At 61.3% G+C, this 13,744-nt stretch carries 10 protein-coding genes; 3 read left to right on the forward strand and 7 right to left on the reverse strand.

From position 1 onward, the window contains the following. Positions 1-130: 130 nt before the first annotated feature. A complete protein-coding gene (locus tag YA0848_RS27365) occupies positions 131-2,656 on the reverse strand; it encodes a PepSY domain-containing protein (RefSeq protein WP_184316525.1) in 2,526 nt (841 codons plus the stop codon). A gap of 128 nt (positions 2,657-2,784) precedes the next feature. Then, the gene (locus tag YA0848_RS27370; protein ID WP_034095851.1) at positions 2,785-5,085 is read right to left on the reverse strand and encodes a TonB-dependent receptor; all 2,301 of its coding nucleotides are present in this window, start codon (positions 5,083-5,085) and stop codon (positions 2,785-2,787) included. A gap of 205 nt (positions 5,086-5,290) precedes the next feature. Here YA0848_RS27370 and YA0848_RS27375 point away from each other — a divergent pair, with 205 nt between their 5' ends. Both YA0848_RS27375 and YA0848_RS27380 read left to right on the forward strand, forming a co-directional pair. Continuing rightward, positions 5,291-5,971 carry a Fe2+-dependent dioxygenase gene (locus YA0848_RS27375; RefSeq protein WP_169902829.1) on the forward strand — a complete coding sequence of 227 codons (681 nt, stop codon included), beginning with the start codon at positions 5,291-5,293 and terminating at the stop codon, positions 5,969-5,971. Position 5,972: 1 nt separating this feature from the next. Beyond that, a complete protein-coding gene (locus YA0848_RS27380; RefSeq protein ID WP_034095853.1) occupies positions 5,973-6,728 on the forward strand; it encodes a tetratricopeptide repeat protein in 756 nt (251 codons plus the stop codon). 33 nt (positions 6,729-6,761) lie between these two features. Here the strand turns inward: YA0848_RS27380 and YA0848_RS27385 are convergent, their stop codons facing one another. From YA0848_RS27385 to YA0848_RS27405, 5 genes are all read right to left on the reverse strand, one after another. Next, positions 6,762-7,925, reverse strand: a complete 1,164-nt coding sequence (locus YA0848_RS27385; protein ID WP_034095854.1) for a type III PLP-dependent enzyme — start codon at positions 7,923-7,925, stop codon at positions 6,762-6,764. 396 nt (positions 7,926-8,321) lie between these two features. Beyond that, the gene (locus YA0848_RS27390; RefSeq protein WP_169902828.1) at positions 8,322-9,479 is read right to left on the reverse strand and encodes an osmoprotectant ABC transporter ATP-binding protein OsmV; all 1,158 of its coding nucleotides are present in this window, start codon (positions 9,477-9,479) and stop codon (positions 8,322-8,324) included. Continuing rightward, positions 9,476-10,129, reverse strand: coding sequence for an ABC transporter permease (locus tag YA0848_RS27395; protein WP_003188473.1), 654 nt, complete (start codon positions 10,127-10,129; stop codon positions 9,476-9,478). The genes YA0848_RS27390 and YA0848_RS27395 overlap by 4 nt, the downstream gene beginning before the upstream one ends. Positions 10,130-10,141: 12 nt before the next feature. After that, the gene (locus YA0848_RS27400) at positions 10,142-11,035 is read right to left on the reverse strand and encodes a glycine betaine ABC transporter substrate-binding protein (RefSeq protein WP_034111735.1); all 894 of its coding nucleotides are present in this window, start codon (positions 11,033-11,035) and stop codon (positions 10,142-10,144) included. 20 nt (positions 11,036-11,055) lie between these two features. Continuing rightward, the gene (locus tag YA0848_RS27405) at positions 11,056-11,808 is read right to left on the reverse strand and encodes an ABC transporter permease (RefSeq protein WP_232925194.1); all 753 of its coding nucleotides are present in this window, start codon (positions 11,806-11,808) and stop codon (positions 11,056-11,058) included. Positions 11,809-12,104: 296 nt separating this feature from the next. Between YA0848_RS27405 and YA0848_RS27410 the strand changes: the two genes are divergently transcribed. Continuing rightward, the gene (locus tag YA0848_RS27410) at positions 12,105-13,688 is read left to right on the forward strand and encodes a peptide chain release factor 3 (protein WP_034111736.1); all 1,584 of its coding nucleotides are present in this window, start codon (positions 12,105-12,107) and stop codon (positions 13,686-13,688) included. The last annotated feature ends 56 nt before the right edge of the window (positions 13,689-13,744 follow it).

The raw sequence follows: 13,744 nt of genomic DNA on the forward strand, positions 1-13,744 counted from the left end.
CACAGAACACTGACTTGCAATGCAATCCCAATGTGGGAGGGGGCTTGCCCCCGATGACGGTGTGACAGTTATTTATCAGACGACTGACCCACCGCTATCGGGGGCAAGCCCCCTTCCACAGTGAGTGACCTCAGTACACGTCGCGGCGATAGCGGCCTTGTTCGATCAAGCGCTCCACCGCCTCGCGGCCGAGGATATCCAGTAGCGCCTGGTCCACCCCGGCAGCCATGCCCTGTAAGCTCCCGCACACATAGATCGCCGCGCCATCGGCCAGCCATCTACGTAGCACGTCGGCCGATTCGCGCAGGCGATCCTGCACGTAGATCTTCTCCGCCTGATCGCGGGAGAACGCCAGGTCCAACAGCGCTAGATCGCCGCTGGCGAGCCAGCCTTGCAGCTCGTCCTGGCACAGGTAGTCGTGGGCGATATTGCGTTCGCCGAACAGCAACCAGTTACGTTGCTGGCCTTCGGCAATGCGCGCTTTCAGCAAGCTGCGCAGGCCGGCCAGGCCGGTGCCGTTGCCCAGCAGGATCAGCGGCACCGGCGCGTCCGGCAGGTGGAAGCTGCTGTTGCGCCGCAGACGCAGGCTGATCGCGCCGCCGAGAGCCGCGTGTTCGGTGAGCCAACCCGAGCCCAGGCCCAGGCGGCCGTCGGCGTGGCGTTCCTGGCGCACGATCAGTTGCAGCACGCCGTCGCTGGCAATCGAGGCGATGGAGTATTCGCGCATGCTCAGCGGCACCAGAGCATCCACCAGCGCTTGGGCGTGCAGGCCGACCAGATGCGCGCGGTTGTCCGGCAATTGGCGAGTGGTCAGGGCCTGATCGAGCGTCTGTGCCAGCCCTTCGATGAGTACGCCGTCGCTGCCTTGCAGGCCCAGGCCCGCCAGAAAGTGCTCGACTGCCGACGCGGGATTACGCGGCAGGATTTCCACCAGGTCGCCAGCGTCCCAGTGCTGCGGCGACGTCGACGTGAGGCCCAGCAGGTACACGCCTTCGCCTGCGCTGCCGGGGTTGAGCAGGGTGCGCTGGCTCAGTGTCCAGTGCTCGTACTGGGCGCTGGGCCAGGCGGCGGCGGGGGCGTGGCCGGTCAGTTCGCCCAATTGTTGCTGCCAGTGCAGTAGGGCTTGGGTATCGCCGCTGTCCACTTCCACCGGCGCGAACAGCGCCGTGCCGCCCTGGTTGGTCAGCCAGAAATGCAGGCGTCGGGCGAAGCCGCAAAAGTGCTGGTACTGACGATCCCCTAGGGCCAACACCGCGTAGTTCAAATCGTTGAGCGACAAAGCCTGGCCAAGCACGCCGCGCTCGAAACCACGTGCGCTGTCGGGGGCTTCGCCGTCGCCGAAGGTGCTGACCACGAACAGCGCGTTGTGCGCTTGGCGCAGGTCATCGGCATTGACGCTGCCCAGCGCCTGCACCTTCACCGGCAGGCCGGCGGCCTGCAGTTGCCCGGCGGTCTGCCAGGCCAGTTGCTCGGCGAAACCGCTCTGGCTGGCAAAGCCGATCAGCCAGGCCGGTGCGTCGCTGAGGTTGGCGCCGAGGCGCTGGCGGGCGTCGCGCACTTGGCGTTTTTTGCGACGGCGATCCAGGTACAGCAACCAGCCGGTGATAAAGAACAACGGCATCAACAGCGAACTGACGGTCAACACGATCCGCCCGATCAAGCCAAAGTAGCTGCCGGTGTGCAGGGCATAAATGCTGGTCAGTAACTGAGCCTTGAGGCTCTTGTCGGCGTAGCGATCGTGGGATTTGATCTCGCCGGAGGCCGGGTCCAGGTTGATCTGGTTGAGCGCGCGGTCATGGGGCGAGTCGCTCAGCAGGTAATACACGGTGGCCGGTTGCCCGGCAGCGCCTGGCATGCGGATGTTGTAGGCGCTCAGGTCCGGGCCGGCGTTGCTGTAGAGGCTGCTCCAGATCGCGTCGTAGTTGGCCACCGGTGCAGGGCCTGTCGGCGCTGGGCCGCGCGTGCGTACCCGTTCGTTCTGCGGGGCATCGGACAGCAGTTGGGTCAGCCCTCGGCTGTACCAATCGTAGGACCAGGACAACCCGGTGAGTGCCGCCAGCAGGTAAAACAGCAGGCACCAGGTGCCGAACACCGAATGCAGGTCCCAGTTGAAGCTGCGGCCCTTTTTGCGCCAGTCCAGGGTCAGCCAGGCGCGCCAACTCGCCACTTGGCGCGGCCAGCGCAGGTACAGGCCGGAGAGGCAGAAAAACACCAGGATCAGGGTGCAGGCGCCGGTGATCTGCCGGCCGGTTTCGCCGATGGCGAGGAAGCGGTGCAGTTGCAGGACAAAACCGAACACATCCTGGCCCACGGCGTCGCCCAGGTACTCGCCGGTGTACGGATCGAAGTAGCGCATCTGGCCACGTCGCTCACCCGGTGGCGGGGTAAAGGCCACGCGCGCGGCATTGCCGCTGTCACGTTCCACCCACAGCATCGCCACGGTTTTGCCTTCGGCGACTTCGAGCTTGCGCACCAGTTCGGCCGGTGGCAGCACCCCGGCTTCGCGTTTTTCCACATGCAGGACGCTGGGGTTGAGGGCCCGCAGTATTTCATCTTGGAACGACACCGCCGCACCGGTGATCCCCATCAAGGCCAGCACCAGCCCGGCAGTAATGCCGAAAAACCAGTGCAACTGAAACAGGGTTTTCTTCAACACGTCGGACCGCCTCGCTCATCGGGATATAAATGCCACGGCGCGCATTATGCCGTGGGTTGTCGAGAAACTTTGTTGTTTAACACGCAAAAGCCCCACGCATTCGATGCGTGGGGCTTATGGGCCAGCGTTTAGAAGTGGAAGCTGGTGGTCAGCAGCGCCGTGCGACCGGCCGCCTGGTTGGCGAAGTGGGTCGAGAAGGCTTTGTCGTAGTAGACCTTATCGGTCAGGTTCTGCACGTTCAGTTGCAGGTCGACGTTCTTGGTCAGCTTGTAGCTGGCCATGGCGTCGTAGCGGGTGTAGGACGGCACATACACGGTGTTGCCCACGTCGCCGTAAACCTGGTCGACATAGAACGCGCCGCCGCCAATGGTGAACTTGGGTGTAAGGGCATAGGTGGTCCACAGACTGAAGGTGTTCTTCGGCGTGTTGGGCATCTGGTTGCCTTCGTTGGAACCGGCGCTGATCACCCCGTTGCGACCGTTACGGCCAGCCTTGACCAGTTCGCTGTCCAGGTAGCTGTAGCCGGCGAACACTTGCCATTGCTCTGTGATTTTGCCGCTGGCGGACAATTCCAGACCATCGACCCGAGACTCGCCGGCGTTCTGGTAGGTGAGGGCATCCACCAGAATGCGCGTGTTTTTCTTCTCGGTGCGGAACACGGCGGCGGTCAGCGAGAGGCGGTCGTGGAACAGGTCCCACTTGGTGCCCAGCTCATAGTTGACGGTTTCTTCCGGTTGCAGATCGCTGGTGGCGGCGCCGGCGGACAGTGGGTTGCCGTCCGAACCTTCGCCGACCAGGCCGCCTGGCGGGGTGGCTGAGGTGGCATAGGAGGCATAGATGCTGCCGTTTTCCAGAGGCTTCCAGACCAGGCCGGCCTGCCAGTTGAAGAACTGGCTGTCGTCCTTAATTTTGCTGCGTGCCTTGACCGTCGCACTAGGCACCGCATTGGTGTTGGCTTCGGTGTCGAAAGTGTCGTAGCGCAGGCCGACGTTAAGCAGCCATTTCGGGTCCAGTTCGATGGTGTCGAACACGTACGCGGCGCGGCTGGTGGCTTTGGTGTTGGTGCCGTTGTAGTTGCGGGCGACGGAACCGGTCCAGGCATCGTCCGGGTTCGGGTTGCTCAGCGACGTGCATTGGCCGCCCAGGCCGCCTTTGGCCGGCGTGCACACCGGATTCGCGTTCGGGCTCACGGTGTAGCTGCTGACGCGGGTTTCTTCACCGGTGAATTCCAGGCCGGTGGAGTAGGTGTTTTTGAAGCCCAGGGCCTGGAAGCTGCCGAACAGGTCGGTCTGGTTGGTGGTCGTGGTGGTGGTGGATACACGCGAATTGGCCCGGCGCCACACGGTGCCGAACTTGTTCACGTTGAGTTTGCTGTCGTCGGGCTGGGTCAGTACGTAGTCCTGGCCAGTGCTGCCGTGGCGCAGGGTGTTTTTCAGGGTCATGTTGTCGTTCAGATCGTGCTCGATGGAGAACGTACTGATGTCGGCGCGGGTCTTGCGGAAATCGCGGCCTTTGAGGCCGTAGAAGTTATCGCTGTCGCCGCCGTCGTTGGGTTTGTCGTGGACGTGGGCGGTGGCGGTGGCCGAACCGTAGCCGTAGGGAATCCCCGAGTCTGGCAGGTCGTCGCTTTCCAGATGGTAGTAGCTGAGGTTGACGCGGGTGGGGGTGCCCAGGCCGAAGGTCAGCGAAGGCGCAACGCCCCAGCGGTCGTAGTTCACGGCGTCGCGCCCGGCCACGTTCTGCTCGTGGCTCATCAAGTTCAGGCGGAATGCGGCGCTGTCGTCGAGGAACTGGCGGTTCACGTCGAGCACGTAGCGGCGGGTCTGGTCGGAACCGTAGGTGAAGCCGCCGTTGGTGAAGTCCCGTGCCTGTGGGGTCTTGCTCACCAGGTTGAGGCTGCCACCGGCCGAGCCGCGTCCGCCGAAGGAGGAGTTCGGGCCTTTGCTGACTTCGATGGATTCGATGTCGAAAATCTCACGGCTCTGGCCGCCGGTGTCGCGCACGCCGTCCAGGTAGGTGTCGCCTTGGGCATCGAAACCGCGGATAAACGGACGGTCACCCTGGGGGTTACCGCCTTCACCGGCACCGAAGGTTATACCCGGTACGGTGCGCAGCGCATCCTGCAACGAGGTAGCGGCGGTGTCCTTGAGTACTTGTTGCGGCACCACAGTGACCGAGCGCGGTGTGTCCACCAGCGGTGCGGTGTATTTCTGCGAGGCAGCTTTTTCCACTTGGTAAGAGGTGTCGTCCTGTTCCTGGCCGGTAATGCTGGTGGCGCCCAGAGAGATGCTATTGCGCTCGCCTTTTTGTTCGGTGTCTTCAGCCGCTTGCGCCAAGTGGGCGGCAGAGCTGGCGCTCAGAGCGACGCCTATGGCCGAGGCCAGCATGCGTGGTGAACCGGCAGAGGTTTTTGTTGAAGTGCGCGACATGACGTGTCCTTTCCCCAAGGATGTGAGGCGGCGGAATATAGGGTGAACACGACTTTCTATCAATTGCGATACATTGCTAATTGCACTGAATTTACATTCTTTACACTTTTTGCTTACGGTTTTTACGATCTCATCCGTCCTTGGGTTTTACAGCGTGGATAAGAATCAATACCATTGGCGTCCCTCCGCACCCAGGTACTGCCCCATGCTGCTGCACATTCCCGGCCTGTTCTCCCGCGAGGAGGTGCAGCGCATCCGCCAGGCCTTGGAAAACGCCGATTGGGCCGACGGTAAAATTACCGCCGGGCACCAATCGGCCAAAGCCAAACACAACCTGCAATTGCCCGAAGGCCACCCCTTGGCCAAGGAAATCGGCACGGCGATGCTCGAACGCCTGTGGCAAAACCCGCTGTTCATGTCGGCGGCGTTACCGCACAAAGTGTTCCCGCCGCTGCTTAACTGCTACACCGCCGGCGGCAGTTTCGACTTTCATATCGATAACGCCGTGCGCCAACCCAAGGGCAGCCCTGAGCGGGTGCGCACCGATTTGTCGTCCACATTGTTTTTCAGCGACCCGGATGACTACGACGGCGGCGAACTGGAGATCCAGGACACTTTCGGTGTGCAGCGGGTCAAGTTGCCGGCCGGCGATATGGTGCTGTACCCCGGGTCCAGCCTGCACAAAGTCAACCCGGTGACCCGGGGCGCGCGTTACGCCTCATTCTTCTGGACCCAGAGCCTGGTGCGCGAAGACAGCCAGCGCACATTGCTGTTCGAGATGGACGGCGCGATCCAGCAATTGACCCGGGATGTGCCCGATCACCCGGCGTTGATCCAGCTCACCGGCACTTATCACAACCTGCTACGTCGCTGGGTTGAGGTTTGATATGAGCTTTTTGTTGCGTCGCCAAGAGGTGCTCACGGTCGAGCAATTGCAGAGCATGCTTGATGACTCCCCGGTGCGCGCCGCCCAGGCGATCCTGGTCGCGGCGAAGGAAGGGGTGGTGGATGCCCAGGCGTTGCTGGGGCAGATTCTGCTGGACGGGCGCGGTATCGAACGCGATCAAGCGCTGGCGCTGCGGTGGTTTCGCATTGCGGCACAAGGCGGGCAGTTGATGGCGCGCAATATGCTCGGGCGTTGCCTGGAACACGGCTGGGGCTGCGCCGTCGACGAAGCGGCGGCCGCGCGGGAATATCGCCTGGCGGCCGAGGCGGGGTTGGACTGGGGGTTGTACAACTACGCCAACCTGCTGGCCACCGGGCGTGGTGTTGCACAGGATCAAGCCCAGGCATTGGCGTGCTATCGCCAAGCGGCCGAGCGGGGTCATGCCAAGTCGATGAACTTGCTCGGGCGGTATCTGGAGGAAGGACAATTCTGCCCACGGGATCTGGAAGCCGCGCAGCAGTGGTATCGCCGTTCAGCCGAGGGCGGGGATTTTCGCGGGCAATTCAGTCATGCGGCGGTGCTGGCGGATAATGGCCAGATCGAAGCGGCGTTGGCATGGCTGCGCAAAGCGCTGGCGGGCGGGAATCTGAAGTTTCTGCGGGTGGCCCACACGGCGCTGGCGGCTACGGATGACCCGAGGATCCGGGCGATGGCGCAGGCTTATCAACAACGAGCCCGACAGTTGGAAAACCTATAGGAGCGAACCGCTCGCTCCTATAGGAAGCACGGCTTAGACGTAGTAGGACTTCAATGGCGGAAACCCATTGAACTCAACGGCGCTGTAGCTGGTGGTGTACGCACCGGTGGACAACCAGTACAAACGATCACCGATCGCCAGGTTCAGCGGCAGGCCGTACTTGTAGTTTTCGTACATGATGTCGGCGCTGTCGCAGGTCGGTCCAGCGATGACCACTTCTTCCATCTCACCTTTCTTCTCCGTCCATATCGGAAACTTGATGGACTCGTCCATGGTTTCGATCAGGCCGGAGAATTTGCCCACATCCGTGTACACCCAACGCTCGACGGCGGTGCGGGATTTACGCGCCACCAGCACCACTTCGCTGACCAGAATGCCGGCGTTGGCGATCAACGAACGGCCGGGCTCCAGGATGATTTCCGGCAGATCGTCGCCGAAATCTTCCTTGAGGAAGCGGATGATTTCCTCGGCATAGGTTTCCAGGCTGTTGGTGCGGGTGATGTAGTTGGCCGGGAAGCCGCCGCCCATGTTGATCAGCTTGAGGTGGATGCCGTCTTCTTCTTTCAGGCGCTCGAAGATCACTTTGACCTTAGCGATAGCCGCGTCCCACACGCTGATATCGCGCTGTTGCGAGCCGACGTGGAACGAGATGCCGTACGGCACCAGGCCCAGGTCACGGGCCAGGATCAGCAGGTCCATGGCCATGTCGGTCTGGCAGCCGAATTTGCGCGACAGCGGCCAGTCGGCTGTGGTGGAACCTTCGGTGAGAATGCGCACATACACTTTCGAGCCCGGCGCGGCCTTGGCGATATTGCGCAGGTCGGCTTCGGAGTCGGTGGAGAACAGACGCACGCCCTTCTCGTAGAAGTAGCGGATGTCCTTGGATTTCTTGATGGTGTTGCCGTAGCTGATGCGGTCGGCGCTGACGCCACGGTCCATGACCTTGTCCAGCTCGTAGATCGAGGCGATGTCGAAGCTCGAACCTTTGTCTTTCAACAGGTCGATGATCTCGACGGCGGGGTTGGCCTTGACCGCGTAATAAACCTTGGCGAATTCGAAACCGGCGCGCAGGTCATCGTAGGCCTGGCTGATCATCGCGGTGTCGATCACCACGAACGGGGTTTCTTGCTTGTCGGCGAACGCCTTCATTTTGTCAAAAGTGGCGCGCGCGAAATAATCTTCGACGTTGATCGACATGCTGGGAACTCCTAAGGGCAAACTGTATTGATCAATGGGTACAACTGAACGTCCTCCGTATCCCCACTTTGGTTCGCCTACTTCCCAAGGCATGTCGCCGAAAGCAAAAAGGCCACGGGATAAGCTGCCCTTGGCCTTGCTGTCTCGTCGTCAGTACTTGAGCCGGATGGATCGTTTCCAGCATGGACGTTCGGCGCGAACTTTAGGGCGTGAGGGGCCATAGATCAACTAAAAATGTCGCGTTTTTGCACGCGTTCGTCGCGCTGCGTTGTGCAGCTACTTATGTAACCGACCGGTGTGACGGAATGATGTTCCCCGCATGGGGGTAATTGAAGGTATTTCCCCGATAGATCACGGACCCAATGTGGGAGGGAGCAAGCCCCCTCCCGCACAAGATCAGGCCAGGGCGGTCTCGGCAGGGGAGACGATGCTGGTCTTGCCCCCACGGGACTTACCGGAGCTCAGGTACTCGGCAATCGACTCTTGCGTTACTTCCCCCAGGAACACCCGCTCGGCATCCAGCACTGGCAACCACGAGCGATTGAACTCGTACATGCGCGACAACAGGATGCGCAAGTGCTCGTCGTACGCCGCCGTGGCGTTGAACTCACGCAGGTACTGGCCGCAAGTGCCGGTCTGACGGTGCAGGTCGCGACGGCGCACATAGCCCAGTGCCTTGTTCTCGGCGCAGGTCACCACCACGTAGCGACGGTCGTGCTCGTCCATCAGTTCCAGCGCATCGGCCACCGGGGTTTCCGGGCTCACCGACGGGGCGTTGTCCGCCGCGTCTTCGGCCTTGACCAGCAGCAGGCGCTTGAGGGTGCTGTCCTGGCCCACAAAGTTGCTGACGAATTCGTCTGCCGGGTGTGCCAGCAATGTGTCCGGGTGGTCGATCTGCAACAGTTTGCCGGCGCGGAAAATCGCGATCTTGTCGCCCAGCTTGATGGCTTCGTCGATGTCGTGGCTGACCATAATCACCGTCTTGTTCAGCGCCCGCTGCATCTCGAAAAACTCGTTCTGGATCATCTCGCGGTTGATCGGGTCGACCGCGCCGAACGGCTCGTCCATCAGCAGCAACGGCGCATCCGCCGCCAAGGCGCGGATCACGCCGATCCGCTGTTGTTGGCCACCGGACAATTCACGCGGATAGCGATGCAGGTACTGCTTGGGCTCCAGCTTGATCATGCTCATCAACTCGCGGGCGCGGTCGTGGCATTTCTGTTTGTCCCAGCCGAGCAGTTTCGGCACGACCACGATATTCTCTTCGATGGTCATATTGGGGAACAGGCCGATCTGCTGGATCACGTAGCCGATGTTACGGCGCAGGGTCACTTCGTCGAGGTCGGTGGTGTCTTCACCGTTTATCAGGATCTTGCCCGAGGTGGGTTTGATCAGACGGTTGATCATCTTCAGCGTGGTGCTTTTGCCGCAGCCCGATGGCCCGAGGAATACACAGATCTCGCCTTCATTGACGGTCAGGCTGACATCGTTGACGGCGGTGACGGTTTTGCCGTTGCTTTGGAACGTCTTGGACAGGTTTTGAAGTTCGATCATTTGAGCAATCCTTTTGGAGTCAGCGAGCGTTGCAGCCATTGCAGAAGCAGGTCGGCGAAGATGGCCAGCAGGCTGACCAGTACGGCACCGACGATCAGCATCGACATATCGCTGCGGCTGATGGAGGCCAGAATCAGTACACCCAAGCCACCGGCACCGATGGTGGCGGCGATGGTCATCACACCGATGTTCATCACCACGGCAGTGCGCACGCCGGCGAGGATCACCGGCACCGCGATGGGCAACTCGACCATGCGCAGGCGCTGGCCGAAGGTCATGCCGATGCCTCTGGCGGCTTCGCGAATGCCCGGCTCCACGCCGGTGAGGGCCAGGTAGGTGTTACGCATGATCGGCAGCAGGGAGTAAAGAAACACGGCGGTAATAGCCGGCATCGGCCCCAGGCCCTGACCGAATTTGGAGTAGAAGGGCAACAGCAGGCCGAACAGGGCGATCGAAGGCACCGTCAGCAACACGGTGGCGCTGGCTTGCAGCGGGCCGGCCAGCGTCGGGAAGCGCGTCATCAGGATGCCCAGGGGCACACCGATAAAGATCGCCAGGATCACCGCGATACCGACCAGGGTGATGTGCTGCCAGGTCAGGTGCAGGACTTGGGCCCAATCAAGATGGGAAAAGGCGTTCAGGAATTCCATGTCTTCTCCTCGTTAGTTGATCGGATGCTGGCGCAGAAAATCAGCGGCCACGACGGACGGGCTTTCGTGGTCGACGTCGACGCGCGCGTTGAGTTGGCGCATGGTTTCGTCGTCGAACAGCGCGGCCAGCGGCTTGAGGTCGGCGGCCAGTTGCGGGTGCGCGTCCAGGTAGGCCTGGCGCACTACCGGCGCGGCGGTGTAGTCCGGGAAGTAATGCTTGTCGTCCGCCAGCAGTTTTAATTTGAAGGCGTTCAAGCGACCGTCGGTGGTGTAGACCAGGCCGGCGAACACTTGGCTATTGCGCAGCGCGGTGTAGACCAGGCCAGCGTCCATTTGCCGGGTGTTTGCGCGGGTCAGGTTCATCTCATACAGCTTGACCATGCCGGCAAGACCGTCGGATCGATTGGCGAACTCGGTGTCCAGCGCGACCAGGCGATGTTCCCGGGTGTTTTCCGCCATCGCCTTGGTGAGGTCGCTGATGCTGTTGATCCCGGGATGTTCCTGCGCGACCTTCTGTGGCAACGCCAGGGCATAGGTGTTGCTAAAGCGCGACGGCGCCAGCCAGATCAGGCCCTTTTTCGCGTCGAGTTCTTTGACCCGAGCGTAGGACTGTTCGCTGTCGAGTTTCTCGTCGATGTGGTTGTAGGCCACCAGCGACACACCGGTGTATTCCCATAACAGGTCCAGTTGCCCGCTTTCCTGGGCACTGCGCGCCAGGTTGCTGCCAAGGCCGCCGGTCACTTGAGGGGCATAGCCCTTGGTGCGCAAGTATTGGGAGGTGATCTCGGCGAGCAGGGTCTGTTCGGTGAACACCCGGGCGCCGATGCGGATTACCGGTTTTTCTGCGGCTTGTGCAAACCCTGCGCACAGCAGGACGCAGCTCAATATCAGTGTCAGCTTTTTCATGTGAATTCCTTTGCCAAGCCTTAAGACGGACGCAAGCCGCGTTCCAGCCAGAGGCGGCTGGCCATGGTCACCAGACCGTCCAGCAACAAGGCCAGCAGTGCCGTGCATGCGGCGCCGAGCAACAGTTGCGGCTGATTGTTCAGGGCGATGCCGGGGAAGATCAGACTGCCCAGGCTGTTGGCGCCGATCAGAAACGCCAGGGGCGCGGTGCCCACATTGATCGCCAGCGCCACGCGCACGCCGCCGATGATGATCGGCACGGCATTGGGCAACTCCACGCGAAACAGCACCTGGCGCGGGGTCATGCCGATGCCGGTGGCGGCTTCTTTGAGCGAGCCTTGAACGTTTTTCAGGCCTTCGTAGGTGTTGCGCACGATAGGGAGGAGGGAGGCGAGGAACAGCGCGAAGATGGCCGGGCCGCTACCGATGCCGAGGACGCCGAGGGCGATGGCCAGTACGGCCAGGGGAGGGACGGTATTACCGATGTTGAAGATCTGCATGAAGCGTTCTGCGCGCCCGACCATGTGCGGTCGACTGAGCAGGATACCGGCGGGGATGCCCACAACGAGGGCCGCCAGCATGGAGACTAGAACGAGAACTAAGTGAGCTTGCAGGTAAAACAACAAATCGTCGCGGTACAACTCGATCGTGTTGATGCCGATCCAGTGGATCAGCAGGGCCAGGAGCGCGACGACAACCGCGCCCCCTATCAGCCCTTTGCCATAGCGAATAGCCACAGGCGGACTCCTTTTTTCTTCTGTCGACGAACACATTCCTGCGTGGCATGCCATGGCTGGCTGTCAGCGAAAAGTGAACGCGAAATGCAGCTCGCCAATGCCGTCAAAAGCGGCATGAGTTCGAGCCATAAGCGCAGCCTCGTCAGGCTAACTTGCTGATTTTTCAGCCCCTGTTACGAGTGCGATAGCAGGGGAGTGGACGTCTCTACCTTTTAAAAGGTTCCACACTTGGCACCATTTAGCCACCCCTGATCGGGTGAACGGTGGTCCGTCACCTTGGGTTTGCGCTATACTCGCCGCCCTTTTTTGACTCACCTGCCAGGCGATTTCCCATGACCCACCAGGCCGCCGAAGTCGCGAAACGCCGCACTTTCGCCATTATTTCCCACCCCGATGCCGGTAAAACCACCATCACCGAGAAGCTCTTGCTGATGGGCAAGGCAATCGCAGTGGCCGGCACGGTGAAATCCCGCAAATCCGACCGCCATGCCACCTCCGACTGGATGGAAATGGAAAAACAACGGGGTATCTCCATTACCACGTCGGTCATGCAGTTCCCGTATCGCGATCACATGGTCAACCTGCTCGACACCCCGGGCCACGAAGACTTCTCCGAAGACACTTACCGCACCCTGACCGCGGTGGACTCGGCGTTGATGGTGTTGGACGGCGGTAAGGGCGTCGAGCCGCGCACCATCGCGCTGATGGACGTGTGCCGTCTGCGCGATACACCCATCGTCAGCTTTATCAACAAACTCGACCGCGATATCCGCGACCCGATCGAGCTGCTCGACGAAATCGAAGCCGTATTGAAGATCAAGGCCGCGCCGATCACCTGGCCGATTGGTTGCTACCGCGACTTCAAAGGCGTGTACCACCTGGCCGACGATTACATCATCGTCTACACCGCCGGCCACGGGCATGAACGCACCGAAACCAAGATCATCGAAAAACTCGACTCCGACGAAGCCCGCGCCCACCTGGGTGACGAGTACGACCGCTTCGTCGATCAGTTGGAGCTGGTGCAGGGCGCCTGCCATGAATTCAACCAACAGGAATTCCTCGACGGCCAGCTGACCCCAGTGTTCTTCGGGACCGCCCTGGGCAACTTCGGCGTCGACCATGTGCTCGACGCCGTGGTGGACTGGGCCCCGCGCCCGCTGCCACGGGTGGCCAACGAACGTACCGTGGAACCGGTGGAAGAGAAGTTCACCGGCTTCGTGTTCAAGATCCAGGCGAACATGGACCCCAAGCACCGCGACCGTATCGCGTTCATGCGCATCTGCTCCGGCAAATACGAAAAAGGCATGAAGATGCGCCACGTGCGCACCGGCAAGGACGTGCGCATCGGCGACGCCCTGACGTTCTTCTCCTCCGAGCGTGAACAGCTCGAAGAAGCCTACGCCGGCGACATCATCGGTTTGCATAACCACGGCACCATCCAGATCGGCGACACCTTCACCGAAGGTGAAGCGCTGGGCTTTACCGGTATCCCGCACTTCGCCCCGGAACTGTTCCGCCGCGTGCGCCTGCGCGATCCGCTCAAATCCAAGCAATTGCGCCAAGGCTTGCAGCAACTGGCGGAAGAGGGCGCCACCCAGGTGTTCTTCCCCGAGCGCAGCAACGACATCATCCTCGGCGCCGTGGGTGTGCTGCAGTTCGATGTGGTCGCCAGCCGCTTGAAAGAGGAATACAAGGTCGAATGCTCCTACGAGCCGATCACCGTGTACTCCGCACGCTGGATCGAATGCGCCGATAAGAAAAAGCTGGAAGAGTTCTCCAACAAAGCCGTGGAAAACCTCGCGCTCGACGGCGGCGGGCACCTGACCTACCTGGCCCCGACCCGCGTCAACCTGGCGCTGATGGAAGAGCGCTGGCCGGACGTGAAATTCCGCGCGACCCGCGAGCACCACTAAACAACATGTGGGAGGGGGCTTGCCCCCGATAGCAGTGTGAAGTGCGCCCCAAAAGT

It is taken from the genome of Pseudomonas sp. S4_EA_1b, from assembly GCF_016307435.1.
Lineage (GTDB): Bacteria > Pseudomonadota > Gammaproteobacteria > Pseudomonadales > Pseudomonadaceae > Aquipseudomonas > Aquipseudomonas rhodesiae.